We start from the raw sequence: 22800 nt of genomic DNA on the forward strand, positions 1-22800 counted from the left end.
CGGACTGGGAAGAAAGGTAATCTACCACCATGTCCAGGTACTCCGAACAGTTCAAACGCGATGCCGTAGCCCTCTATGAAAACAATGAGGACCTCTCGCTGAACTCAGCATCAGCAGAGCTCGGTATCAATCGAGCCTCGCTGCATTCTTGGGTCAAAAAGTACGGCACCGGCAAACGTGCCCGCATAAAAGCAGTGCATGATAAAGCCCAAGCGGCGAATGATTCTGCGCGAATCCGTCAGCTGGAAAAAGAAGTCTCTAAGCTGCGCGAAGAACGCGACATCCTGCGTAAGGCCGCGAAATATTTTGCCGAAGAGACTCACTGGTGATCCGCTTCCAGTTTGTCGATGACCACCGAACCGAGTACTCGGTTAAGCGGATGTGCGATGCGTTAAAGCTGAATCGTTCCTCGTTTTACAAGTGGGTGAGCACCCGTAAAAAACGCAGGTTAAAGATGTATTCTGATGCCGTTATTGGTGCAAGAATAAAGACCATCTTTGAAGTGTCCCAGGTTTTGTTCCGTTTGAGTAGATGGGAAAATCTGGAACATGCCGAGAAAATTTGACCAGGATGCAAAGGACCGTGTGGTCCGTCTCGTGGAAGACCGCATCGTGGCGGAAAATATGTCGATGCACCCCGCGTGCCAGGCAGTAGCCCCAAAGCTGGGGGTTTCATGGCACACGGCTCGTCAATGGACTTAAGCCTGCCCGCCGTGCGGGGAGCATCCCAGAACCTGTGCCTGAAGATTTGGCTGCCGAAAACGCGAGGCTACGCCGCGAAAATCAAGAGCTACGCGATACTAATGAGCTACTGAAGGCCGCGTCAGCTTTTTCGCGTCGGAACTCGACCCAAAACGTTAAGAAATGATCCGGTTCATCGATGAAAACCGGAATCGTTTCACTGCCCGAGTTCATCTGCAAGACGTTGAAAAATAACCGGGCTGGTGGGTTTATCACCTCGCGTGGGTATCGCCAGTCCAAGGCTCGCGGGTTAAGTGCTCGTCGACTTCGTGATGCTGCGTTGGTTGAACGCATTAGTGCTGTTCATAGAGATAATTATGGTGTCTACGGTGTGCGGAAAATGTGGCATGCTCTTCGCCGTGAAGGAATCGATATCGGTCGTGAACACGCTACCCGGCTGATGCGCCTGGCCGGTGTTTCTGGCAAAGGCAAAGGCGGATCACCGATTACAACCCGAAAAGCTAACGTGCCTGATCTGCGCCCGGATTTGGTTGAGCGTGAATTCAAAGTTCAAGGCCTAAAATAAACTGTGGGTGGCCGACATTACCTACGTGCGCACGAAGAAAGGCTTTGTGTATGCCGCATTTGTCACCGACGTTTACTCCCGGCGGATCGTTGGGTGGGCGTTATCAGATTCGATGCGCACTTCAAGCACTGCCGCTGCAAGCTCTCAACCAGGCGACCCAAGTGTGCTGAGGAAACAACAGGTCTCATTCACCATTCGGATCACGGATCGCAGTACGTCAGCGTTGTCTACAACCAGCGCCTTTCCCAGCATGGCATTGCCGCTTCCACCGGAAGTGTCGGTGACTTATATGACAATGCTCTGGCTGAAAACGTTAACGGCCCCTCATAAGAACGAGCTAGTCCATACTCGCAGGTGGGATGACGTTGTAGAGGTAGAAATTGCGACGTTCGAGTGGGTGTCATGGTGGAACGAGACTAGGCTCCACCAAAGCTTGGGATACCGAACCCCGGTCGAGGTGGAAACCGAGTTTTGGAAGCAGAACTTGCCACAGGCAATAATAGAAATCAAGGCAAATGCCTAGGAACAAAACTCGGGGCACTTCACTTCCCGGCACAACAAGGTCAAATTTTTCTTGGCTACATTCCCGGAGTAGGGCCAGGGCCCATGGATCGGAAATGCTCCCGTCTTCGTTAGCTGAGATGGCATACGGCGGGTTAGCAGTAGCAACCTCTACGTCCCTTTTTTGGCGCAGGGTTGCCACCAGATCGGCGCCACTTGAAGAATCATCAACTACTAATATTTTCATTTTTCCGTGTTCCCCACATTGCTTGGCTTATGGTTATTGCCACAATGAGCATCAACAAAGTTAACTGAATTGGTTCGACTTGAGAGCCCAATGCCACCTCGGTAGCCATCACCACGGCCGGAAGGGCCGCGATGATCAGTGCCGAGATGAAAGGCGGCGCTAAGGTAATTCCCCACTGCAAGAGCAGGATAGGAAAAGTAATGCACATCACCGATAGCAGGACGATTGACAGGGTAGAGCCTCGAAGCATCTCCGCTTCCACGGAAAAGAAAGCCACGAGACCGCTAATAATCCAAGCTAAGTGAAACCTCACTGCTGCAATCGTGAGAACGCTGTTCCCTTGTTCAGTAGCCCAGCGCGAGGAGTAAAGCACTCCTACCGCAGAAATTCCTGCGCCTACAGCTAGAGCGAAACCCAGATAAGACTGGGGTGAACTGCTTCCCGTTCCTAGGAAGAAAAACATAGAGCCAGAACCACTACTGCAGTTGCTGACACCAATGAACTGCTGAGCCTTCTGGCCGACCAAGTCATTATTACTGCGACAATAAAAGGGCCGACTCCTGTTTCGATGACACTTGCTGCAGTGGGCTGCATCAAAGTAGTGGAAACATAGAATAAGCAGAAAGCGCCCGCAGTAAACAGATTGAGGCTTGCTGCAGTTGTCATTTTCATGGGGGGATGCGGTGTTTCCGTAGCTCGGTATTTTCTACGATAAAACGCTAAATAGACCACTGTGGAGATAATCGCCGCGATAAGAAACGCTGAAAACGTAGTAAAAGTAGATAGCTCTGGGTCTACTTGGGCTCCGACTATCGCAGTGCCGATTCCTTGCCATAGGACAGCTAGGGCTACGATAACCGCCCCTACACCTGCTTTATTGGACTGGATCATAAAACCTTACCCTCAAAATCCGTAAAGTTAACTTAATAGGTGCTGTTGCAAAGTTGGGCGGAGAGCAGCGAAGACTCAGTTTCTCATTCCCTGATGGCCGCTGCGTGTGGGCGTTGTTAGGCCGTCTCGAAGACCCGGTTGACGATCACCGCGTCCGGGTTCGGTTGCCCGTAGGCAAACATCGTACCTAGCCCTTTCCGCAATGAGTGCATCGCCTCCATCCCTTTCAACGTCCGATATGCAGATGTCCGGTTCTTAAACGCGCCTTTCGGCCCGAGAATCCGCTTCAGCCGACCATGGTCGCCTTCCAGGATGTTGTTGAGGTATTTCACCTGCCGGTGTTCCACTGTTGGCGGGCAGATTCCCTCTGACTTCAACTCGGCGATTGCCCTGGCTAGGGAGGGTGATTTATCGGTGTTGATCACTCTGGGATACCCGGCTGACGCATTGGATCTGAGGGCCTTGGCCAGGAAACGCTTCGCTGCGGCCACGTTCCGCTTCGGAGATAGGTAAAAGTCCAGGGTCTGGCCACCGGCGGTGATCGCCCGATAGAGGTAGCACCACCTGCCGCCGACCCGGATATAGGTCTCATCCACCCGCCAGGAACTGGCCTGCCAGTCAGGTACCTGCCGGTACCACCGTGTTTGCTTGTCCAGCTCAGGGGCGTATTTCTGGACCCAGCGGTAGATCGTGGTGTGATCGACCGGCACGCCCGGCTCGGTCATCATTTCCTCCAGATCGCGGTAGCTCACCCCGTAGCGGCAGTACCACCGCACTGCCCGCAGAATGATGTCACGGGGGAAATGACGACCGGAGAAGATACCCATGGCTGTGATTATTTCACCTCGCTCTTCCTACTGCCCCAACTTTGCAACAGCACCCAGCAACCTAAAGTCAACACACCCCCAACAAACCCACCCACGAAGTTGACAACCTATATAGGAACATCCTCTCGCTCTAGCCGTTTTCGAGCAGCCCAAGGAGCCGTTCGCGCAGCTCATTTTTGCGCTCCACTACCGCGGAGTCATCGCTGCCGCTGCGCGGGCGGGGCAGCCCAACTTCAATGTCCTCGATGATGGTGGCCTCTGGCCCCGGCGACATGACCACAATGCGATCCGAGAGCAATACTGCCTCATCCACGTCGTGGGTGACCATGACCACCGTGCGGCGGTTTTCTTCCCACACATTTAGCAGCAACGACTGCAGCTGGCGGCGGGTTAGCGCATCCAATGCGCCGAAGGGTTCATCGAGCAATAAGATATCCGAGCCGATGGCGAAGGCGCGCGCCAAACCGACGCGCTGCTGCATGCCTCCGGATAACCGCGACGGGCGCCGGTCGGCCGCATGGCCCAAGCTGACCTCGTCGAGGAAGTCCTGCGCAATCTTGCTGCGCTCTGCCTTCGATAGCTCCGGGCGGGCCGATCGCAGCCCGAATTCGATATTCCCGCGCGCCGTCATCCAGGGCAGGAGCGCGTGATTTTGAAATACCACGCCGCGGTCAGGACCTGAGCCGGTCACGGCCTCTCCTCGCGCGCGCACCTCGCCGGTAGAGGGGAATGCCAGGCCCGCGATCATATTCAGCATGGTGGATTTGCCGGAGCCCGATGGCCCCAGCACGGACACGAACTCGCTTTCCCCAATGGATACTGAAGTTTCCCCAATGATCTTCGTTGGGCCGTAGCTTTTGGTAATACCAGCAAATTCGATATGGGCATTAGTCATAGCGCACCACTTTCTGCAGGGAAGCAACGAGGTAATCCAGGGCCAATCCGATAACACCGATAAGCACGATGACCACAACGATGGCGTCAATATCGAGGCGGTTCCACATATTCCAGACAAAGAAACCGACGCCCTGCCCGCCGACGAGCATTTCCGCGGCCACGATGACCAACCAAGCGGTCGATAGCGATTGCCGCATGCCGGTGATAATCCCCGGCAGCGCAGCCGGCCCGACGATATAGAGGAGCTGCTGCATCCGGTTCGTGCCGAGCGTGGCCGCCAGGTTCTTATACGTGGGGTGAATCCCGCGAACCGCCTCGATGGTATTGAGCAGCGTCGGCCACAAGGCGGAGAGGATGATGACGAAGACGGCGGTATTTTCGGCATCGCGAAGCAGTGCCAGGCCTAGTGGCAGCCACGCCAGCGGGGACACGGGGCGCAGGATCTGGACAAAGGGATCCGTCGCGCGGCGGAAGGTAGCAGAAGATCCCAGCCAAAAGCCCAGCGGAATGGCTATCACCATGGCGATGGCAAAGCCGATGAGCACGCGGCGCAGGGAAGCCACCATGTGCCAAAAGATGCCCACCGAGGCCGGCCCATCCCGGTAGAAGGGATCAGAGAGTATCTCCACGGCCCTGTCCCAGGTGCGCGCGGGAGTGGGGGCGATATCGGAAAGCCAGCCCGCAGCCGCGACCGCCTGCCAGATGGCGATGAAGGCAATGAAAAGCGCAATACCCAGGCCTATTGCCTTCCACGGGCTCTCCCGCCGCTTCTTCCGGCTGGCGGTGCGGCCCGAATGGAGCGCTGCGGTGTGAGTGCCAGTGGAGTGCGCTGTGCTGGTGCTAGTGCTGTGATTTTTCAGTGTGGTCATAAGCGTGGGGGTCCTTAACGCTGGTATCCGGCGGTGGGGTGCAGGGGATCGAAGGTATGGCCGTTGATTTCCACTGGGTCCGTAGTGAGATCGACCTCGCGCGGCAAGACGGATTTTGTGACGTCTATGAGCGCTTGATCATCCATCGGCATTGCCTTTCCGCCCAGATCCCAGCGGGCCATTTGGGCGGCCATCCACGTAATTGCGGTGGCAGAGGTGCTGCCGCCGAACTTAATCATCTGTGGATCCACCAGTTCTTTGCCGTCCCAGGTGGTGTAATTTCCGGCCAACGCCCGCGAGATCAGCTCTTCCTTCTGGTTCAGGTACTTCTCCTTGGCCAGCATGGAGGCCGAATCGTGGACGTGGTGCGGGCTATCGACGTACTGCGCGCCTTCGTGCAGCGCCGCGACTACGCGGTCGCGCACGCCCCGGTCCACTTCCTTTGCCACGGCCACCGAGCAACACGGGTGGTTATCCCACATCTGGCGGGTGGGCACAAAGGCCCGGCCCGATCCGGTAGTCAGGGCGCGCTGATTGAAAGGTTCTGGGCCAATGAAGCCGTCGATGGTGCCTACCGAAAGTTGCGCCACCATATCGGCCGGGCGCAAGAGGCGCAGCTCCACATCGGAGACCGGATCGACCCCGCCGGCCACGAGGTAATCGCGCAGCAAGAGGGCATGCACGGAGTATTCAAAAGGTATGCCCAGGACCATGCCCTTCAGATCCGCGGGCCGCGACACGGTATCCAGGTGGGAAGTGGACAAGGTCAGTGCCTGCCCATTGGTGTTTTGCGTAAAGGCCAACTCGGTGGGCCGGGAGGCATTGGTGGCACCGGCATCGATGGCCAGCGGCATGGGCGAGAGCATGTGCGCCACGTCTAAGGCGCCGGTGGCATAGGCGGTCCAGAGATCTGCCCATCCCGCGAATTTGCGCAGCTCAACGTTGAGGCCCTGCTTTGCAAAGGCGCCCAGCCCGTCGGCGGCGACCAGCGGGGACGCGCACGCGATGGGCACGAATCCGATGGTGAGGGTTTCCCCGCCCCGCCCGGATGTCCCGGACTGAGCCTTGTCCTCCTGTCGCGGCGAGGAACACGCAGAGAGCACCTGCGAGCCCACTGCTACTCCGCCCATTGCTACTGCGCTGCGCAGTATCTGCCGTCGCGACAGCTTCAGATCGTGAACCATGTGTTCTTTCTTAACTAGACCAAGTGGTTTGTTCAGAACGAACCTAGGCTAGGCGCACTACGGTGTCAATTTCTAAATTCACAGGTCAGCAAATGCGGTGCACACATTTATATTCACTCTAGACCTGGCATTCTCTACAAAATAGACCCCTTGTTCTAGATTTATATTTGCCTTCGCGTTACCATGGCGCCATCAGTTAATAAACATCTGATACAAGGAGCAATTTAATGTCTGATCTCACCCCAAACCACAACGAAGGCGACGCTCTCGAGCCCATTGATGGCGAGAAGCTCAACGACCTAGCGCAGAAGAACATCGACAACCCTGAGGGCGCTAAGAAGCACGTCCGCACCCACACCGAGGCTGACGGTTTCTTCCGCAATAACACCACCGTGCGCGACCACACCATCAAGGTGGGCGAGCCTTTGCCGCTGCTTGGCGATGACTCCGCACCCAACCCCACCGAGGTCGCCCAGGCTGGTCTTGGCGCCTGCATCAACGTTGGCATCCAGGCCATCGCTCAGCACCGCGGCGTTACCCTGACCAAGCTCGAGCTCGACATCGTCGGCGATATCGACCTCTCCCCCACCTGGGGCGTAGGCGACTTGGCTGAGGACAAGCGCCCAGGAGTTTCTGACGTCAACGTTAAGGTCAACATCGACGGCGACGCCGATCAAGAAACCCTGCAGAAGATCGTGGACGACGCCATCAAGTGGTCCCCGGTTGTTAATACCTACACCCGCCCGGCCAACCTCACCCACGAGTTGGTCTAAGGTTTAGATAGACAAAAGTGAAGTGCCCCGAGTTTTGTTCCTAGGCATTTGCCTTGGTTTCAATTATTTCCTGTTGCGGGTCTGCTTCCACAATTCGGTTTCCGCCTCGGCCGGGATTCGATCTCCCAGGCTCAGGTGGAGCCTTACCTAATTCCGCCACGGGACCCACTCAAACGTGGCTACTTCTATCTCAATAACATCATCCCACCAGCATGTATGGATGAGTTCGGGATCTGACCCCCTGTTTGGTGGACACCTGATATCCAGCCCAGTCGGGCAGGGTGATCTACCACCATGTCCAGGTACTGAGAACAGTTCAAACGCGATGCCGTGGCCCTCTATGAGAACAATGAGGACCTCTCGTTGAACTCAGCATCAGCCCAGCTCGGTATCGACCGTGTCTCGCTACATTCTTGGGTCAAAAAGTACGGCAGCGGCAAACGTGCCCGCATTAAAGCCGTGCAGGATAAAGCCCAAGGGGCGAATGATTCCGAACAGATCCGCCAGTGAAAGAAAAGAAGTCTCTAAGCTGCGCGAAGAACGCGACATCCTGCGCAATGCCGCCACATATTTTGCTTAAAGCAACTCACTGGAGTTCTGCTTCCAGTGTGTCTATGACCACCGAACCGAATACTCGGCTTATACGGATGTGCCACGTTTTAAAGCTTAATCGTTCCTCGTTTTATTAATGGGCCCAAACCCGTAAAACTCGCAGGTTAAAGATGTATTTTGATGCCGTTCCGGGAAGTCTTCCGGTGGCGCATGCGCTACAACACGCGCCGACAGCACTCCTGGTGCAATCTTGTAGCGCCGGATGTCTTTGAAGCCGAAACTTCAGCTACACTGACTAAAGCAGCATAGCTAACCCCGACGTGTCCACTTTCCGAGGGCAGGACGACTACGAGGATCACAATGCCGTTAAAAGCTCGCGATTTTATACCACCACTAGTCTTTCTAGGAATGGCACTCTATTTCGCAATCGAGTGGCAGGTAATTGCAACGGTTATCATTGTTTGGTTTGGCCTAGTGTTCATTGAATATTTGGTCTCCAGAAAAAAGCCCAAGCAGCAACAATAAACCTTGGATTCTAGGGGCCGTTGCAACATGCACCTAAGGGAAAGTGTTGCAACGACCCTCTCAACGCAAGATTAGCCGTTAAGCACCAGTAGTTTGCGCTTTCAGGAGCAAACTACAGGAATTGCCACGATTCCCGGAGGCGCTCGTACCACCAGTCGCGGCGGTTGGCTGGGGCAGCCAAGGCGGACAGGCGGTCCGGTTCTGGGGCAAGGATCTCGGCGCGCAGATGGCCGTCGTGTAGCTGGCGGGGCGCGGTGACATCTTCTTCGAAAAGGCTGCCCGTTGCCAGGCCCGCTGCGGCCGGGGTGACGTCGATGTCCTCATCGTCATAGATTTGCGGCAACGCCGCCACTGCCGCCAAGCCCATATTGATGCCAATAGAAGTATCCAGCGCCGAGGCCACCGTAATATCCATGTGCCGTTCGCGCAGGTGCTGTGCCACCTCGAGGACGCGGCGCACCCCGCCCAGCGGCGCGGGTTTGACCACCGCCACATCGGCCGCCTGCAGATCCGCCACACGGTACGGATCCTCAACCTTGCGAATGGATTCATCCGCGGCCACGCGCACAAAAAGCCCGTTGCGCATGAGCTGCCTGCGCACCTCCACCAGTTCTTCCGCGCTCGCGCAGGGTTGTTCCATGTAGTCCAACGGCATGAGCGCCTGGGCGGCCTCTACCGCTTCGGCCACACTCCAGCCGCCATTGGCATCCACGCGCAGCACCGAGATAACGCCCCGGGCGCTCACGTGTTCGCGGACGGCGTGGACGCGTGCGATGTCATCGGCAAGCGTCTGGCCCTTCTCCGCCACCTTGATCTTGAACGTCCGGCAGCCGGGGTAGCGATCCACAATCGCCGGGACCTCACTGGCGGGAACGGCGGGAATGGTGGCATTGACCTCTACCCATTCGCGGACGGGCTTAGGAAAACCCTCGTAAGCGGCTTCCAACCCGGCGCGCAGCCACGCGGCCGATTCCGCGGGCCCGTATTCCAGGAACGGCGCAAATTCACCCCAACCGGCTGGCCCATCAATAAGCAACGCCTCCCGCGTGGTGATGCCGCGAAACTTCACGGCCAGCGGGAGGGAGACTACGTGGGCGCGGTCGAGAACGTCTTCTATGTTCATAGAGCCATACTATCCGGCATTACTTACCACTACCTAAGTTGGGATGCCCACAGTTGCTCATCGGAGCCACTCAGCAGGGTTAATATTTACCCCCAATGGGTGGATATATTCTGCCTAATCTACAAATGTTCCGGATAATGAGATATACTCTTATATGAGAACTGAACCTCAGTAAGCGTCGGCTCGTTTCCGGCGTTGAATGCTCCAGCCGAACCTTCGGGTTCGGCTTTTCTTATATCTGAAAGGCCTTCACTTGTCCCTCTCCTACCGCGTTGGTATCGATGTTGGCACCTATTCTCTGGGATGCGCCGCCATTGAAGTAGATGATCATGACCAGCCAATCAATATTCTGAGCTCGGTATCACTTATTCACGACTCTGGGCTGGAGCCGGGTCACAAGTCCCCGATAACTAGGCTTGCGTCTTCCGGCATAGCTCGACGAACCCGTCGCCTTTATCGTCGCCGGCGTCGCCGCATGATAAATCTGGAAAAATTTCTCACCGCCCAAGGATGGGAAACTCGCCCCTTTGAGCATTACTCCGATCCCTATCTCCCTTGGAACGCACGCGTTGCGCTGGTCAATGGATATATCTCCGACGATACCCAGCGAGGAATGTACCTCTCTATCGCTTTCCGCCATATTGCCAACCACCGTGGCTGGCGGAATCCGTACTGGAAAATATCGAGCTTGTACTCCCCAGACAAGCCGAGCGATGCCTTTGAACAGATCCGCAAAGAACTCGAGAAGTCTACTGGCCGCAAGATTCCAGAGACCGTTACCGTCGGCCAATTAATTTCCTTTGCACAGTTTGGCAAGGACAGGCTACGAGGTAGTGGAAAGCAAAAGGACAAGAAGAAACCACAGAAGCAAGTTAAGCAGGCAGTAATCTCAGCTCGTCTTCATCAGATTGATCACGCTCGCGAAATCAACGAAATCTGCCGCGTGCAGAAAATTGATGACACCCTGAGAAAGCAGATTTTAGATCTTGTCTTCGCCGCAGAATCTCCCAAAGGTGCACAAATTGGGCGCGTAGGAAAAGACCCGCTGCAACCAAAGCTACTCCGTGCTCTAAAAGCTTCCGATGCATTTCAGCAATACCGAATCGCCTCTTTGACTGGAAACCTGCGTATCTACCGCGACGGTGTCTCTACCCCTCTCGACCGAGACGAAAAACTCATCGTCTTCAACTACCTGATCAACCTCTCTCATAAAGTGGAACCATCGTGGCTCAAGGTTGCCGAGGTCTTAAACATCGACAGGGGCCAGCTACGTGGTACTGCGACGATGACCGATGACGGTGAACGCGCTGGGGCTACACCCCCAGTGCACGATACCAACAGAACTATCTTGGGGTGCAAGGTAAAATCCCTCGTGCACTGGTGGGAAGGCGCCAACGACGATGAGCGTGCTGCGATGCTGAAGTCCCTATCCAACTCCGAGGTGGAAGACTTCGACTCCCCAGCCGGAGCACAAGTTCAAGCATTCTTCGCGAATTTGGATGAATCTGAACAAGAGAAACTAGATTCCCTTCACCTCCCAATTGGGCGTGCTGCATACAGTGAAGACACCTTGATGCGTCTGACTAGCCGAATGCTCGACGAGAATTTAGATCTTTATGAAGCACGCCTAGCTGAGTTTGATATCCCCAAAGACTGGGCACCTCCCGCGCCTCGAATTGGCGAACCCGTTGGAAATCCAGCTGTAGATCGTGTCCTTAAAGGAGTGGCACGGTGGTTAGAAGCTGCAGCAGATGAATGGGGTGCTCCCAAGTCTGTGGTCATTGAGCATGTTCGCGATGGCTTCATCAGTAAATCCAAAGCCATTGAAATTGACCGAGCTAACAACGCCCGCCACAAGCGGAACCGAGAGCTCTTCAAGCAAATGCAGGAAAACCTAGGCATCGACGGAAAACTGCGCAGTTCGGATTTGTGGCGCTACCAATCCGTACAAAGGCAGAACTGCCAATGCGCGTACTGCGGCTCTCCTATTACCTACACAACCTGCGAGATGGACCATATTGTTCCACGTGCGGGGGAAGGATCCACGAACACTAGGGACAACTTAGTTGCCACCTGCCATCGCTGCAACCTTGCGAAGAAGAACATTCCTTTTGCTGTGTGGGCTGCGCAAACCAATATTCCAGGCGTCAGCGTCAAAGATGCACTTGATAGGACACGGCACTGGTCAGAAGATTCCGGAATGACTCGAAAAGACTTCGAGAAATTTCAAAAGAACGTCTGCGACCGGTTAAAGCGCACCGTTGTCGATGAACCTTTAGATGCTCGTTCCATGGAGTCAGTAGCGTGGATGGCAAACGAACTGCGAGGCCGAGTGACGCAACGGTTCCAGGAAGAAAATACTGTGGTCAACGTCTACCGTGGTGAGCTTACTGCAGAAGCGCGCCGAGCTGCAGGTATCTCCGACAAGCTACGGTTTATTGACGGAACCGGAAAGTCCCGACTCGACCGACGTCACCATGCAGTCGATGCGGCAGTAATTGCATTCACCCAAAACTATGTCGCGGAAACCTTAGCGATTCGTTCCAATAAAAAGCGTGAAGCTCAACTTCTACAGAATGCCCCACAGTGGAAAGAATTCACTGGGGCCGATGCAGAACACCGCGCTGCATGGAATGCTTGGCTTCCCAAGATGCAGAAACTGGCTGTCCTACTGCAAAAGGCATTAGATGAAGATCGCATCACCGTTACCTCCAACTTGCGTTTACGCCTAGGAAATGGGCGTGCACACGAAGATACCATTGGAGAATTGAAGACCATTCGAGTCGGCGACGCCATCTCCGTCACTGATATCGACCGCGCCTCTAGTGAAGCATTGTGGTGTGCGCTTACCCGCGAACCGGACTTCGATGAAAATAACGGACTCCCAGAAAATCCAGATCGCCGGATCCGCATTCACGGGACTTGGTATGACGCAGAAGATGAGATTGAAGTCTTCCCCATAGCTGCTGGCGCCATCAAGGTTCGTGGCGGCTATGCCGAGCTTAGCCACTTCCATCATGCACGCATTTACAAGATTCCCGGCAAGAAAGCGCCGGTTTATTGCATGCTTCGCGTCTATAACGCCGATCTCATTCGACACCGTCACGAAGATCTGTTTTCTGTTGAAATCAAGCCACAAACCATGTCTGTCCGGCAAGCAGAACCCAAGCTGCGAAAGGCACTGGCAGAAAATACGGCAGAGTACCTAGGTTGGCTCGTCACCAATGATGAGCTGGTTATCGATACTTCCGAATTCGTTACTGGCCATATCGCAGAGTTTCAAAACGAATTCGGTCAAGTCCGGCGTTGGAGATTGGATGGCTTCTACTCCCCATCAAGGTTAAGACTTCGGCCCCTTCAAATGAGTGCTGAGGGTTTATCCAGGGATGCCTCAGTAGGACCCAAAAAGATAATTGATGATCCGGGATGGCTTACTGCTATCAATAAGCTCTTTGGTGGGGGACACGTTACGGTGATAAGACGTGACGCTTTGGGCAGAGCAAGGCTTACCAGCCATGCGCACCTTCCAATCTCATGGAAGGCGGAGTAAAAATGAATGCTGGATGGCGAGTAATAGACTGTCTAAATCTCCGCGGTTCACTTCGATATTCTCGAGGTCAACTCGTCATCAGCAAGAACGGCGCTGCCGATGTCACCATTCCCCTATCCCAAATTGCAGTAGTTCTTATCGGTTCCAAGAGTTCAATTAGCGGCGCCGTACTTCAGAAATTTGGTGACTATGACATCGCAATGATTGTCTGCGATTGGAGGGGAGTTCCAGTATCTGGGGCATATCCGTGGAACCCGCACTCCAGGATGGGCGCACGACAGCAAGCACAAGCGCAGCTTTCTGTCCCTAAAAAGAAACAGGCGTGGACCCGGATAGTCGCCGCCAAAATCCACGGTCAGGCGTCCGTGTTGAAAGCTTTGCAAAAGACCGGAGCCGATGAGCTGATTAAACTATCTCGCACTGTGAAATCCGGAGACCCTGAAAATCGAGAGGCCCTAGCAGCCCGAAAATATTGGTCTTGTCTTTCGCATGATCAAGCATTCTCACGCTTACCTGGCGCTGGCGATCCTGGTTGGAATTCCGCTTTAGATTACGGCTATACGCTCTTGCGCGGCTACGGAATTCGTGCCATCGCTGGTGCTGGCTTGTCTGGAACATTGGGCGTGTTTCATCATGGCCGTGGAAATAATTGGGCTCTTGTGGACGATCTCATGGAGCCATTCAGACCTATGGTGGACCAAATCGTGTTCACAAACATCAACTATGGTGCGGGACTAGATGCTGCACAAAAGACGGCAATTTCCACTGCTCTAACTTGGGCCTTCGAAGCTGGTGGAAAGTCATTAAGCACCGTTTTTAATGAATTTGGCCAGCACTATGGTCTGTATGTCGAGGGAGCAGTTCGTGACCTAAGCGTACCCCGTTGGGAAGGAATCCTCGATGCCAGCGAAGGATAGTGAACCAATGTGGTGTGTGGTGATGTTCGATCTGCCTGTTAAATCTAAGAAACAAACTAGTGAAGCGAACAAATTCCGAAACCATCTCTTGGACCTCGGATTCTGCAGGTCTCAACTAAGCGTTTATGTCCAATACTTCCCACTGTCTTCTAGGATTGCCTCGACCGTCAAACAAATAAAGACTGCTCTCCCAGAAGGAGGCGATATCAGGATAGTTTCCGTCACTGATAATCAGTGGGCAAAAGCCATCAGATTTTCTAAAGCAGAGCCCTCTGAAGTAGAGGAAAAACCATCCCAACTCGTAATTTTTTAACGCAGGATCACCAATAAACTCCAGTTAAACGGCCCTTTTCGGGCCGCACTGAAGTCTATCAGGGGTAATGAGAACTGAACCCCAGCTGGTCGCTGCGCATACTGCGGAACCAAAGAAGTCTATCAGGGGTAATGAGAACTGAACCCCAGCCTTAGGGCTAGCCTCCGCTTCGTCCAGGGAAGTCTATCAGGGGTAATGAGAACTGAACCCCAGCTACACGCAATGCGTACTTGCAACGTTGTGAAGTCTATCAGGGGTAATGAGAACTGAACCCCAGCAGGTGCTCATTTATTCACCTCTTCCCAGGAAGTCTATCAGGGGTAATGAGAACTGAACCCCAGCTGCGGTCACTGAGAACGCATCCGCCCCAGAAGTCTATCAGGGGTAATGAGAACTGAACCCCAGCCTGGTCCTGGGGCATGGTGCTCGCCTACGAAGTCCAACAGGAATAATGAGAACAAAACCTCCGCTGCCAGAACATACGCAACTCTGCGCCCACGGTATTCTAACTGGTACCTCAGAAACCATTGACCCCAGCCCCCACCCCGGCTACGTTGGTTCCTACCTACCCCTGAAGGAGGAACCATGTTATTGGCAGAGGCATTAGCGGAGCGCGCCCAGGCGCAGGAGCGGCTTAATGAGCTGCGCGAGCGCCTGCTCTCCGTCGTCCGCGTGCAGGAGGGCGATACCCCGGACGAGGATCCGGCCGAGCTTTTGCGCGAGTTGGAGGGCGTTACCGGGCGCATCGATAAGCTCGTGCAGGCCATCAATGCCACGAACGTCGCCACCGATTTTGATGGCGAGAAGAACCTGATGCAGGCACTTGCGCTTCGCGATGGCCTCGTGCGCACCCGCCGCATCTACCACGACCTCGCCCAGGCCGCGGGCGCGCGCCAAGACCGCTACTCCCGCGCGGAGATTAAGTTCGTGGCCACGCTGCCGGTAGCAGAACTGCGCAAGCGAGTTGATGACCTGTCCAAGCAGTACCGGGAGCTTGATACCCGCATCCAGCAGTTGAACTGGAATACGGAACTGATAACTTCATAGCGAAGCTTTAGTCATGCCACGCCGCGCGCGTGGCGGTAGCCTTTACGCACTTGCAGCGAGTATGCCCCCGCCTTCGAGGGGAAATTCGAGGACATCTAGGCACCCTTTGGCGTTAAAGGGTTGAGGAAGTTCGAGTCTTCCCACAGGATTGATGACCGCGCCGGCATAGGGTACACGGGTACATTGCGGGATAACCCCTCGCAGTTATTGAGTATCGATTATTACCAGCATGCTGGGCAGTGCGTAGAGGTGAGGGTTGGGAATGGGGACTAAACTTTTTCGCGCCCACTATGCTGGGCGCTATGAACGAGCAGAAGAAATACAGCACCGAAACTCCGTTCCGCGAGGAATTGTGGCGCCCGGTCGAGGGCTTTGGGGATCTCACGGACGTCACCTACCACCGGCTGGCAGCGGACGGGCGGAAGAATGGCATAGTGCGCATCGCCATCGACAGGCCGGAGGTGCGCAATGCCTTCCGGCCCCACACCGTGGATGAGCTGTATCGCACCTTGGATCACGCCCGCCGCACCCCGGATGTGGGCACGATCTTGCTTACCGGCAATGGGCCCTCGCAAAAAGATGGCGGCTGGGCGTTTTGTTCCGGCGGCGACCAGCGCATTCGTGGACGCTCGGGGTATCGCTACGCCACCGAGCATGCCCACGATGAAGCGACGGCGGATGAATCCAGCGTCGATGAGGCCCGCGCCAAGGTCGAAGGCGGTCGCCTGCACATCCTGGAGGTCCAGCGCCTCATCCGCACCATGCCCAAGGTGGTTATCGCCGTGGTCAATGGATGGGCCGCCGGCGGTGGGCACTCGCTGCACGTGGTCTGCGACATGACCGTGGCCTCCCGCCAGGAGGCGCGCTTTAAGCAGACGGATGCGGACGTCGGATCCTTCGATGCGGGCTATGGCTCGGCCTACCTGGCCAAGATGGTGGGCCAGAAATTCGCCCGCGAGATCTTCTTTCTGGGCCGCACTTACGATGCCCAGCGCATGTATGAGATGGGCGCGGTCAATGAGGTCGCGGACCACGGCGAGCTCGAGGACGCCGCCATCCGCATGGGCCAGGAAATCAACATGAAATCCCCCACCGCCCAGCGCATGCTGAAATTCGCGTTCAACCTCACCGATGATGGCCTGATGGGTCAGCAGGTCTTCGCCGGCGAGGCCACCCGCCTGGCCTATATGACCGATGAGGCCGTCGAGGGCAAGCAGTCCTTCTTGGACAAGCGCGAGCCCAACTGGGACGAGTTCCCTTACTACTACTAAGGAGTGCCCCGCACCGTGCTCATCGCATTCTGTATCCTGCTCGCGGTCCTTGCCGTCGCGGGCGTTCTTGGCTCCCGCGTGTGGATGCTGCGCCGCATTAAAGAAGCCGAGGCCAATAACGAGCGACCCTTTGAGCAGGAGGACACGTACCGCTGATTCCTGCATCGACTCACCCCGGCCGCAACCGGGGTTTGTCCCGCCGTGGCTCTAAGATCTAGTGCCGTGACTATCCTCGCCCCCTTGCCCGTCGACCCGCACGATCCCGCGGCCATCCTGCCGGACCTCGAATCCGCCATTGCCGGTAGGTCCTGCTTTTTGCCGCTGCCGCTTGCCGATGCCACCCGCGCCACCCTCCTGCGCAATTCCCAACGCGCCGGTGAACCCATCGCAGAGGACATCGCGCTCGTGGTCTCCACCTCCGGGTCCACCGGCACCCCAAAGGGCGCGCAATTAACGCCAGCCAACCTGGTGGCCAGCGCCGATGCCACCCACCAGGTTCTCGGCGGCCCGGGGCAATGGCTCTTGGCGATGCCCGCCCACCACATCGCCGGCATCCAAGTCCTCGTCCGCTCCCTAGTGGCCGGGGTGGATCCGCTCTGCCTCGATCTCAGTGCAGGCTTTAATATCTCCGCCTTCGCCCGCGCCGCCGCGGAGCTCTCCCGCACCGGCGACCGCACCTATACCGCGCTCACCCCGCTGCAGCTGGCCAAGGCCATGGATGTGCTGGAGGGCATCGATGCGCTCCAAAGGTTCGATGCCATCTTGGTGGGCGGTGCCGCCATCCACCCGCGCCTGCACGCCGCGGCCGCGGACCAGGGCATCACTATCACCACGACCTACGGTTCCTCCGAGACCGCCGGCGGCTGCGTCTACGATGGCCGCCCCCTGCCTGGAACGACCGCCCGCGTCCAGGACGGCCGCATCTTGCTCGGCGGGCCCACCATCGCGCGGGGCTACCGCAATGCCCCGAGCCACGAGGCGTTTCCTGCAAACGGGTGGTTTGCCACTTCCGATGCCGGCGTCATCAAAGACGGCATCCTCACCGTCACCGGGCGCCTCGATAATGTCATCGACTCCGGCGGGCTGAAGCTGCACCCAGAGGTCTTGGAACGCGAGATCCTTCGGGTGCCCGGTGTTGCCGAGGCGTGCGTCGTCGGCATCCCGCACCCGCGGCTGGGCCAGGCCATCGTGGCCGCCTATACCGGTGATGCCGAGCTTGGCGATATCTTCGAGGCCCTCGAAGACGCCGAGCTCCCCCGCTGGCAGCTGCCTAAAGACTTAAAGCACCTTGCGGAATTTCCCACCATCGGCCCCGGCAAGGTCGACCGCCAGGCCGTCGCCACCCTCTTTAACGCCTAAGCCCACCGCGGGCCCCAGCCTCGGCTTCCTGATTGCTGCACGCCCACTACGCAGTGGCACAATGGTGGCTATGACTTCATCAGCCGGTAATTATTCCGCTACCGCACAGGATTGGATCAATGGCGCCCGCCCGCATACGTGGGCCAATGCCTTCGCACCCGTAATCGCAGGTACGGGCGCGGCCTTCGGCATTAATAGCGGGCATATCGGCCGCGCGCTGCTCGCACTCATCGTGGCGTGGGCGCTAATCATCGGCGTGAACTATGCCAACGACTATTCCGATGGCATCCGCGGCACCGATGATGACCGCACCGGTCCGCAGCGGCTGACCGGCAGCGGCCTCGCGCAGCCTAGCCACGTGAAATACGCCGCTTTCGGGTGCTTTGCCGTCGCAGGCTTAGCCGGAATCATCCTGTCGCTGGCCGCTGGTGCCTGGTGGCTCATCCTCATCGGTGCGCTGTGCATCGCCGGCGCGTGGTTTTATACCGGCGGCAAGAACCCCTACGGTTACCGCGGCCTGGGCGAGGTCGCCGTCTTTGTCTTCTTCGGCCTCGTCGCCGTGCTCGGCACCGAATTTACCCAAGCCGGCCGCATTTCCTGGACGGGCCTGGCCCTGGCCATCGGCATCGGCGCCATGAGCTCCGGGGTGAACCTGGTCAATAATATCCGCGATATCCCCTCCGATGCCGAGGCCGGCAAGATCACCCTCGCGGTGCGGCTAGGCAATAAGAACGCCCGCCTGCTGTTTACCGGCCTGCTGCTCTTGCCCTTCGTGCTTACCATCGCGGTCGCCTTCGGCAGCTGGCTCGCGCTGGCCGGCCTAGTCTACTTCCCGTTTGCACTCCGCGCGGTACGCACCGTCAATCGCGGCGCCACCGGGGCCGAGCTCATCCCCGTGCTGGGGCTGACCGGGCGCGCCATGCTCATCTGGGCAGTGATCGAGGCCATCGCCGTCGCCCTCGTCTAGTCCAGGGCTAGGCTTCCGCGCGGCCTTCCAATTCGGCCTGCACCCACTGCTTATGCGCCTTGCGCTGCGCGGAGTATTCTGCCAGCGTCTGCGTGGCCTCGATGCGCCAGTTTTTAAAGATCAGCATCGATAGCGGCAGGGCCACAAAGAGCGCTAGCAGCGCCGCCACGAGGACGGGGATGGGGAAATCAATCGCTACCGCCAGCAGCTCGATGACCGCGGTGAGCGCGATAAAAAGCACCACGCGCGCGAGCCCGTATTTCCATAGCGCCTTGCGGGAGCGACGGCGCAGTTCGGGGTCCGGTTTTGGTGGCTCAGGGTTGTGCGTCATGGGGGTCGATTATACGCCGTACAGGTAGAATAATCTGCATGGGTCGACTAATCCTCCTACTGCTTTTTGTCCTCGCCGCCTACCTGGTGTGGAAGGCCTTTGGGCCATCATCCTGGAAGTCCCGCCAGGTTGAAGAACAACCGCGTTCCATCAAGGGCCCCGATGATGACGAGGAGTTCCTGTGGAACCTGGAAAAGGAGCGCTTCAAGCAGCGCCGCAAGCAGGAGGCCGAGGAAGAAAACGCCGCCAGCGCCGCACTCGCGACGCCGACGGCAACGGTGATTCAAAGGGCCAGGACGACAACCAGGATTAATCCTTTGGCACGAAACGCATCTCTAAGCCCAGCGCTTCTGCCACGGCGATAACCTTTTCCCAGCGCACGCCTGCCCCACCGTGTTCGATGGTGTGGAGGGTGGAGCGGGAGACTTGGGCGGCATCGGCAAGCTGCTGCTGGACGATGCCCAACTCCCGCCGCCGCTGCGCAATCTGCGCGCCCAAGCCCAAGATGAGCTCGTTATCGCCGGCGGGCTTTCCCTGTTTATTGCGCGGGCTATGGTTGGTGGCCATTTAGTTCAGCCCCGCATAGGAGTGTAGGCCGGAGACCACCATATTGATGAAGAAGAGGTTGAAGATCATCACGGCCGTAGCCAAGATGTTGATCCACGGCGCGGCCTTGCGGAAGGCCGGGGTCGCACGGGCGTGCAGGTAGGCCGCATAGAGGATCCAAGTGGCAAAAGACACGGTTTCCTTCGGGTCCCAGCCCCAAGGCCGGCCCCACGCGGATTCTGCCCAAATGGCGCCCAAGATGATGCCTAGGCCCAAGGTGGGCAGGGTGATAACGCCCAAGCGGTATGCCAGGCGGTCAATCTTTGCCGCGGACGGCAGCGGATAAGCCAGCGCGCCAAAGAAGCCGCGTTCGGCGTCCTTTGGCTGCCACAGGCGCAACAGGCTCAAAAGCGAGGCGATGCCGGACACGATACCGATGGACGCGCCCAAGGACACCACCGTGACGTGAATGGGCAGCCAGTGCGATTGCAGCGCCGGCACCACCGGTGCGGAATCCGCATAAAGCTTGGTGGAACCGTAAAACATCAGCGCCAGCACCGGGGTAAGGATCCATGGCCAGACCGTGCGCCATTCCTTGCGCTGCATGGCGATATTTCCCACCAGCAGCACGCCGAAGCACACCATCAGCACGTATTCGTAGAGGTTGCCAAACGGGAAACGGCCCGTGGCCAGCCCGCGCAGGACGATTGCCGCGGCGTGCAAAGCAATGCCAACCCACATCAGCGAGGTGGTCATTCCGCCGAGCTTATCCAGCTTGCGTTCCTTCTCCGCGACTTTGTCCTCGCTCGAGGTGGCGGCCGCAGACGACGCCTCAGCCTCGTAATCGGTGCTGGCAGCTGCTGCGCCCGTGCCAGTGGCGGCGTCAGAGCCGGTGGCCGCGTCTGTGCCGGTGCCAGCCCCGGTGGCGGTCCCGGCAGCGGCGCCGGCCTCGGCCCCTGCGCCGACTAATACCTTGGACGCCTCCGAGCGGCCCACGCGGCGCGCCTCGATGAGGCTGCGAATGCGGCCGTAGTACAACAGCGACATAAATAGCGCGACGCAGTACACCACGAATGCGGTCTGCACCGCGAGATCCGAGAAGTTCGACAGATTCTGATCGATCTGCAAGGGAGTCCACCTAGCCTTCACACGTGCGGGATAATGCTGAATACCTTACTCATGCACACAGCGGGATCCAACTATAGTTGGATTAATCATCAGTATAGAGTTTGTCTTCTTCCACCTCATCTGGATCCGGAAGCTCCAAGAGCGCGCGGTGCAGCTCGTGGAATTCCTCGGACCAGCCGGCGCGGTCGGTGCGGGCAAGACCACCCATCTCGATGGTGGTGCCGCCGGCGGAATCCGGCCGCAGGCGAATATAGACGCGGCGGCGCTTAATCATCAATGAGGCCACGAGGGATACCAACATGATCAGCGCGGATGCCAGCACCCACTTCTGGAATGGGTCATAGGAGACCTGGTAATTGGCAAACTCGTTGGCGCCGTTAAAGGTGATCTTGGTGCCATCGTCAAGCGTGACGTCATCGCCCTGGCTCAGGTTCACGCGGTCGATCTTCTGCAACTGTCCCGAGTGCACGAGGCTTGTGTCCAGCGAGAAGAGCGACTGCGGCGTACCGGTATCGAGGCCAGCATCGCCGCGGTAGATATCAACCGCCAGCGCCGGATCGTTGAGGCCCGGGTGGGAGGACTGCAAAAGCTTGCCATTCTCACCGCTCCACTCGGCCGTCGGGGCGAATAGGCCCTGGATGGCCAGCTGGTTTTGGCGGCGCTCGAAAAGATCCGGGTACATGCCCGCAGGCGGGTCAAAGCGCAGCACGCCCGAAGACAGGAAGAAGGTCGTGTCAGTGGGCTGGAACTGGATGGTCTGCGTGCGCTTTTCCCCATCCGGCCACTCCACCGTCACCGTCGGCGCATAGCCGTGGCCCTGCAGGTAGACGCGGTTTTGCGCCAGGCGCAGCGGGTGGTTGACCTTGAGCTCGTAGTCCTTCCATTCGGAAGGATCCTTATAAATATCGTCGCCCTCCGCGTAAGAAACGTTGGAGGTAAACATCTCCGCCTGGCCATTGGGCAGGTACTTCGCGGTGAAGTCGTGCGCGGTCATGCAGAAGGGGTGGAGCCCAGTGCCATCGAAAAGCGGCCCTGCCCGGAAGGAGTCAAAGTTCGAGGTGGAGGTATTACAAAACTCCGTGGACTGCTCCAGCGAGGTATTGCCGCCCTGCGAGCCGGACTCCGTCACCACGATGACCTGGCCCTCGTAGTTGACCAGGCGCCCGGCGGCCACGGTGACCAGGATCGCCACCAGGGCGACGTGGAAAATGAGGTTGGCCAGCTCGCGGCCGTAGCCGCGCTCGGCGGAAAAGGCGTGCACCCCGGCGCGATCCTTATCCGGGGCGTACTCGGCCACGCGCCACTTTTTCAGGCGCTTGTGGATCTCCGCGCTGAGTTCTTCCTCGCTCTTATCCGAATGCCCCTCGGCGCTCAGCGGCAGGCGGTGCAGGTACTTCGGCGCGCGCGTGGGTTGTGTGCGCCACGCCTTGTAGTGATCGATGGAGCGCGGAATGATGCAGCCGATGAGCGAGACCGCCAACAGCAGGAAGATGGCTTGGAACCAGATGGAGGAAAAGACATCAAAAAGCTGCAGCTTATCGTAGATTTCCGCTACGGTGCCATTGGATTCGATGAACTCCTGCACGTTCTGCTCGTTCAGGTCGCGCTGCGGCAAGAGGGAGCCGGGGATGGCGGCGAGCGCCAGCAAGAAAAGCAGGGCCAGCGCAGTGCGCATGCTGGTAAGCCAGCGCCAGGCTTTGCGGATATATTTCACGT

At 57.5% G+C, this 22800-nt stretch carries 24 protein-coding genes, 1 pseudogene and 1 CRISPR repeat array; of the genes and pseudogenes, 15 read left to right on the forward strand and 10 right to left on the reverse strand.

The window, feature by feature from the left end:
* The first annotated feature begins 29 nt into the window (after positions 1–29).
* The 4 genes and pseudogenes from ACP8KU_RS10045 (at position 30) to ACP8KU_RS10060 (ending at position 1789) form a co-directional block, all read left to right on the forward strand.
* Positions 30–329 carry a transposase gene (locus ACP8KU_RS10045; RefSeq protein ID WP_121953200.1) on the forward strand — a complete coding sequence of 100 codons (300 nt, stop codon included), beginning with the start codon at positions 30–32 and terminating at the stop codon, positions 327–329.
* A 173-nt stretch (positions 330–502) separates the two neighbouring features.
* Positions 503–701 (forward strand): annotated as a pseudogene (locus ACP8KU_RS10050) (hypothetical protein).
* A gap of 178 nt (positions 702–879) precedes the next feature.
* Positions 880–1266: an IS3 family transposase gene (locus ACP8KU_RS10055; RefSeq protein WP_484483666.1), complete on the forward strand. Its 387-nt coding sequence runs from the start codon at positions 880–882 to the stop codon at positions 1264–1266.
* 7 nt (positions 1267–1273) lie between these two features.
* Positions 1274–1789 carry a transposase gene (locus tag ACP8KU_RS10060; protein ID WP_484483667.1) on the forward strand — a complete coding sequence of 172 codons (516 nt, stop codon included), beginning with the start codon at positions 1274–1276 and terminating at the stop codon, positions 1787–1789.
* Between the two features lie 205 nt (positions 1790–1994).
* Here ACP8KU_RS10060 and ACP8KU_RS10065 read toward each other — a convergent pair whose 3' ends face one another.
* From ACP8KU_RS10065 to ACP8KU_RS10085, 5 genes are all read right to left on the reverse strand, one after another.
* Positions 1995–2540 (reverse strand): EamA family transporter, encoded by a 546-nt coding sequence (locus ACP8KU_RS10065; protein ID WP_484483668.1) that lies wholly within the window; start codon positions 2538–2540, stop codon positions 1995–1997.
* Positions 2541–3021: 481 nt separating this feature from the next.
* Positions 3022–3732: an IS6 family transposase gene (locus ACP8KU_RS10070; protein ID WP_484483669.1), complete on the reverse strand. Its 711-nt coding sequence runs from the start codon at positions 3730–3732 to the stop codon at positions 3022–3024.
* 130 nt (positions 3733–3862) lie between these two features.
* Positions 3863–4627 (reverse strand): ABC transporter ATP-binding protein, encoded by a 765-nt coding sequence (locus tag ACP8KU_RS10075; protein WP_023030065.1) that lies wholly within the window; start codon positions 4625–4627, stop codon positions 3863–3865.
* A complete protein-coding gene (locus tag ACP8KU_RS10080; protein WP_023030064.1) occupies positions 4620–5498 on the reverse strand; it encodes an ABC transporter permease in 879 nt (292 codons plus the stop codon). The genes ACP8KU_RS10075 and ACP8KU_RS10080 overlap by 8 nt, the downstream gene beginning before the upstream one ends.
* Before the next feature lie 14 nt (positions 5499–5512).
* Positions 5513–6682 carry an ABC transporter substrate-binding protein gene (locus ACP8KU_RS10085; protein ID WP_484483670.1) on the reverse strand — a complete coding sequence of 390 codons (1170 nt, stop codon included), beginning with the start codon at positions 6680–6682 and terminating at the stop codon, positions 5513–5515.
* A gap of 227 nt (positions 6683–6909) precedes the next feature.
* Between ACP8KU_RS10085 and ACP8KU_RS10090 the strand changes: the two genes are divergently transcribed.
* On the forward strand, positions 6910–7455 hold the full coding sequence (locus ACP8KU_RS10090) for an OsmC family protein (protein ID WP_484483671.1): 546 nt from the start codon (positions 6910–6912) through the stop codon (positions 7453–7455).
* A 363-nt stretch (positions 7456–7818) separates the two neighbouring features.
* On the forward strand, positions 7819–7965 hold the full coding sequence (locus ACP8KU_RS10095; RefSeq protein ID WP_484483672.1) for a hypothetical protein: 147 nt from the start codon (positions 7819–7821) through the stop codon (positions 7963–7965).
* 679 nt (positions 7966–8644) lie between these two features.
* On the opposite strand, the gene ACP8KU_RS10100 is transcribed toward ACP8KU_RS10095, so the two are convergent.
* Complete coding sequence (locus ACP8KU_RS10100) at positions 8645–9655, reverse strand: o-succinylbenzoate synthase (protein ID WP_484483673.1); 1011 nt, start codon at positions 9653–9655, stop codon at positions 8645–8647.
* 199 nt (positions 9656–9854) lie between these two features.
* Between ACP8KU_RS10100 and cas9 the strand changes: the two genes are divergently transcribed.
* The 8 genes from cas9 (at position 9855) to ACP8KU_RS10140 (ending at position 19079) form a co-directional block, all read left to right on the forward strand.
* Complete coding sequence (gene cas9 / locus ACP8KU_RS10105; RefSeq protein ID WP_484483674.1) at positions 9855–13205, forward strand: type II CRISPR RNA-guided endonuclease Cas9; 3351 nt, start codon at positions 9855–9857, stop codon at positions 13203–13205.
* A 2-nt stretch (positions 13206–13207) separates the two neighbouring features.
* Entirely contained in the window at positions 13208–14122 is a 915-nt protein-coding gene (gene cas1, locus ACP8KU_RS10110) for a type II CRISPR-associated endonuclease Cas1 (RefSeq protein WP_237801463.1), read from the forward strand.
* Positions 14123–14129: 7 nt separating this feature from the next.
* Positions 14130–14435: a CRISPR-associated endonuclease Cas2 gene (cas2, locus tag ACP8KU_RS10115; RefSeq protein ID WP_269116756.1), complete on the forward strand. Its 306-nt coding sequence runs from the start codon at positions 14130–14132 to the stop codon at positions 14433–14435.
* 50 nt (positions 14436–14485) lie between these two features.
* Positions 14486–14841: a CRISPR direct-repeat array (repeat unit 36 nt; unit sequence GAAGTCTATCAGGGGTAATGAGAACTGAACCCCAGC).
* 179 nt (positions 14842–15020) lie between these two features.
* On the forward strand, positions 15021–15482 hold the full coding sequence (locus tag ACP8KU_RS10120) for a DIP1984 family protein (RefSeq protein WP_284632095.1): 462 nt from the start codon (positions 15021–15023) through the stop codon (positions 15480–15482).
* 302 nt (positions 15483–15784) lie between these two features.
* Entirely contained in the window at positions 15785–16753 is a 969-nt protein-coding gene (locus ACP8KU_RS10125; RefSeq protein ID WP_484483675.1) for a 1,4-dihydroxy-2-naphthoyl-CoA synthase, read from the forward strand.
* A gap of 15 nt (positions 16754–16768) precedes the next feature.
* Positions 16769–16909, forward strand: a complete 141-nt coding sequence (locus ACP8KU_RS10130; RefSeq protein ID WP_023016673.1) for a hypothetical protein — start codon at positions 16769–16771, stop codon at positions 16907–16909.
* Between the two features lie 66 nt (positions 16910–16975).
* Entirely contained in the window at positions 16976–18112 is a 1137-nt protein-coding gene (gene menE / locus ACP8KU_RS10135; RefSeq protein WP_484483676.1) for an o-succinylbenzoate--CoA ligase, read from the forward strand.
* A gap of 61 nt (positions 18113–18173) precedes the next feature.
* Positions 18174–19079: a 1,4-dihydroxy-2-naphthoate polyprenyltransferase gene (locus ACP8KU_RS10140; protein WP_484483677.1), complete on the forward strand. Its 906-nt coding sequence runs from the start codon at positions 18174–18176 to the stop codon at positions 19077–19079.
* A 7-nt stretch (positions 19080–19086) separates the two neighbouring features.
* Here the strand turns inward: ACP8KU_RS10140 and ACP8KU_RS10145 are convergent, their stop codons facing one another.
* Complete coding sequence (locus tag ACP8KU_RS10145; protein ID WP_237801455.1) at positions 19087–19410, reverse strand: DUF4229 domain-containing protein; 324 nt, start codon at positions 19408–19410, stop codon at positions 19087–19089.
* Between the two features lie 38 nt (positions 19411–19448).
* Here ACP8KU_RS10145 and ACP8KU_RS10150 point away from each other — a divergent pair, with 38 nt between their 5' ends.
* Positions 19449–19775, forward strand: a complete 327-nt coding sequence (locus ACP8KU_RS10150) for a hypothetical protein (RefSeq protein ID WP_484483678.1) — start codon at positions 19449–19451, stop codon at positions 19773–19775.
* Here the strand turns inward: ACP8KU_RS10150 and ACP8KU_RS10155 are convergent.
* The 3 genes from ACP8KU_RS10155 to ACP8KU_RS10165 form a co-directional block, all read right to left on the reverse strand.
* Entirely contained in the window at positions 19720–19977 is a 258-nt protein-coding gene (locus ACP8KU_RS10155) for a helix-turn-helix domain-containing protein (RefSeq protein WP_005276759.1), read from the reverse strand. The two genes, ACP8KU_RS10150 and ACP8KU_RS10155, sit on opposite strands and share 56 nt — an antisense overlap.
* Positions 19978–21084, reverse strand: a complete 1107-nt coding sequence (gene ccsB, locus ACP8KU_RS10160) for a c-type cytochrome biogenesis protein CcsB (RefSeq protein ID WP_284612875.1) — start codon at positions 21082–21084, stop codon at positions 19978–19980. It abuts the gene before it with no gap.
* A gap of 82 nt (positions 21085–21166) precedes the next feature.
* On the reverse strand, positions 21167–22798 hold the full coding sequence (locus ACP8KU_RS10165) for a cytochrome c biogenesis protein ResB (protein ID WP_284900263.1): 1632 nt from the start codon (positions 22796–22798) through the stop codon (positions 21167–21169).
* Positions 22799–22800 lie beyond the last annotated feature (2 nt).

This window comes from Corynebacterium sp. LaCa_282 (assembly GCF_057198125.1).

Bases quoted from the DNA above. Each gene is read 5' to 3' on its own strand.
- ACP8KU_RS10045 (WP_121953200.1), top strand. From the start codon at position 30: ATGTCCAGGTACTCCGAACAGTTCAAACGCGATGCCGTAGCCCTCTAT.
- ACP8KU_RS10055 (WP_484483666.1), top strand. From the start codon at position 880: ATGAAAACCGGAATCGTTTCACTGCCCGAGTTCATCTGCAAGACGTTG.
- ACP8KU_RS10070 (WP_484483669.1), bottom strand. From the start codon at position 3,732: ATGGGTATCTTCTCCGGTCGTCATTTCCCCCGTGACATCATTCTGCGG.
- ACP8KU_RS10075 (WP_023030065.1), bottom strand. From the start codon at position 4,627: ATGACTAATGCCCATATCGAATTTGCTGGTATTACCAAAAGCTACGGC.
- ACP8KU_RS10080 (WP_023030064.1), bottom strand. From the start codon at position 5,498: ATGACCACACTGAAAAATCACAGCACTAGCACCAGCACAGCGCACTCC.
- ACP8KU_RS10085 (WP_484483670.1), bottom strand. From the start codon at position 6,682: ATGGTTCACGATCTGAAGCTGTCGCGACGGCAGATACTGCGCAGCGCA.
- ACP8KU_RS10090 (WP_484483671.1), top strand. From the start codon at position 6,910: ATGTCTGATCTCACCCCAAACCACAACGAAGGCGACGCTCTCGAGCCC.
- ACP8KU_RS10100 (WP_484483673.1), bottom strand. From the start codon at position 9,655: ATGAACATAGAAGACGTTCTCGACCGCGCCCACGTAGTCTCCCTCCCG.
- cas9 (WP_484483674.1), top strand. From the start codon at position 9,855: ATGCTCCAGCCGAACCTTCGGGTTCGGCTTTTCTTATATCTGAAAGGC.
- cas1 (WP_237801463.1), top strand. From the start codon at position 13,208: ATGAATGCTGGATGGCGAGTAATAGACTGTCTAAATCTCCGCGGTTCA.
- cas2 (WP_269116756.1), top strand. From the start codon at position 14,130: ATGTGGTGTGTGGTGATGTTCGATCTGCCTGTTAAATCTAAGAAACAA.
- ACP8KU_RS10120 (WP_284632095.1), top strand. From the start codon at position 15,021: ATGTTATTGGCAGAGGCATTAGCGGAGCGCGCCCAGGCGCAGGAGCGG.
- ACP8KU_RS10125 (WP_484483675.1), top strand. From the start codon at position 15,785: ATGAACGAGCAGAAGAAATACAGCACCGAAACTCCGTTCCGCGAGGAA.
- ACP8KU_RS10140 (WP_484483677.1), top strand. From the start codon at position 18,174: ATGGTGGCTATGACTTCATCAGCCGGTAATTATTCCGCTACCGCACAG.
- ACP8KU_RS10145 (WP_237801455.1), bottom strand. From the start codon at position 19,410: ATGACGCACAACCCTGAGCCACCAAAACCGGACCCCGAACTGCGCCGT.
- ACP8KU_RS10150 (WP_484483678.1), top strand. From the start codon at position 19,449: ATGGGTCGACTAATCCTCCTACTGCTTTTTGTCCTCGCCGCCTACCTG.
- ACP8KU_RS10155 (WP_005276759.1), bottom strand. From the start codon at position 19,977: ATGGCCACCAACCATAGCCCGCGCAATAAACAGGGAAAGCCCGCCGGC.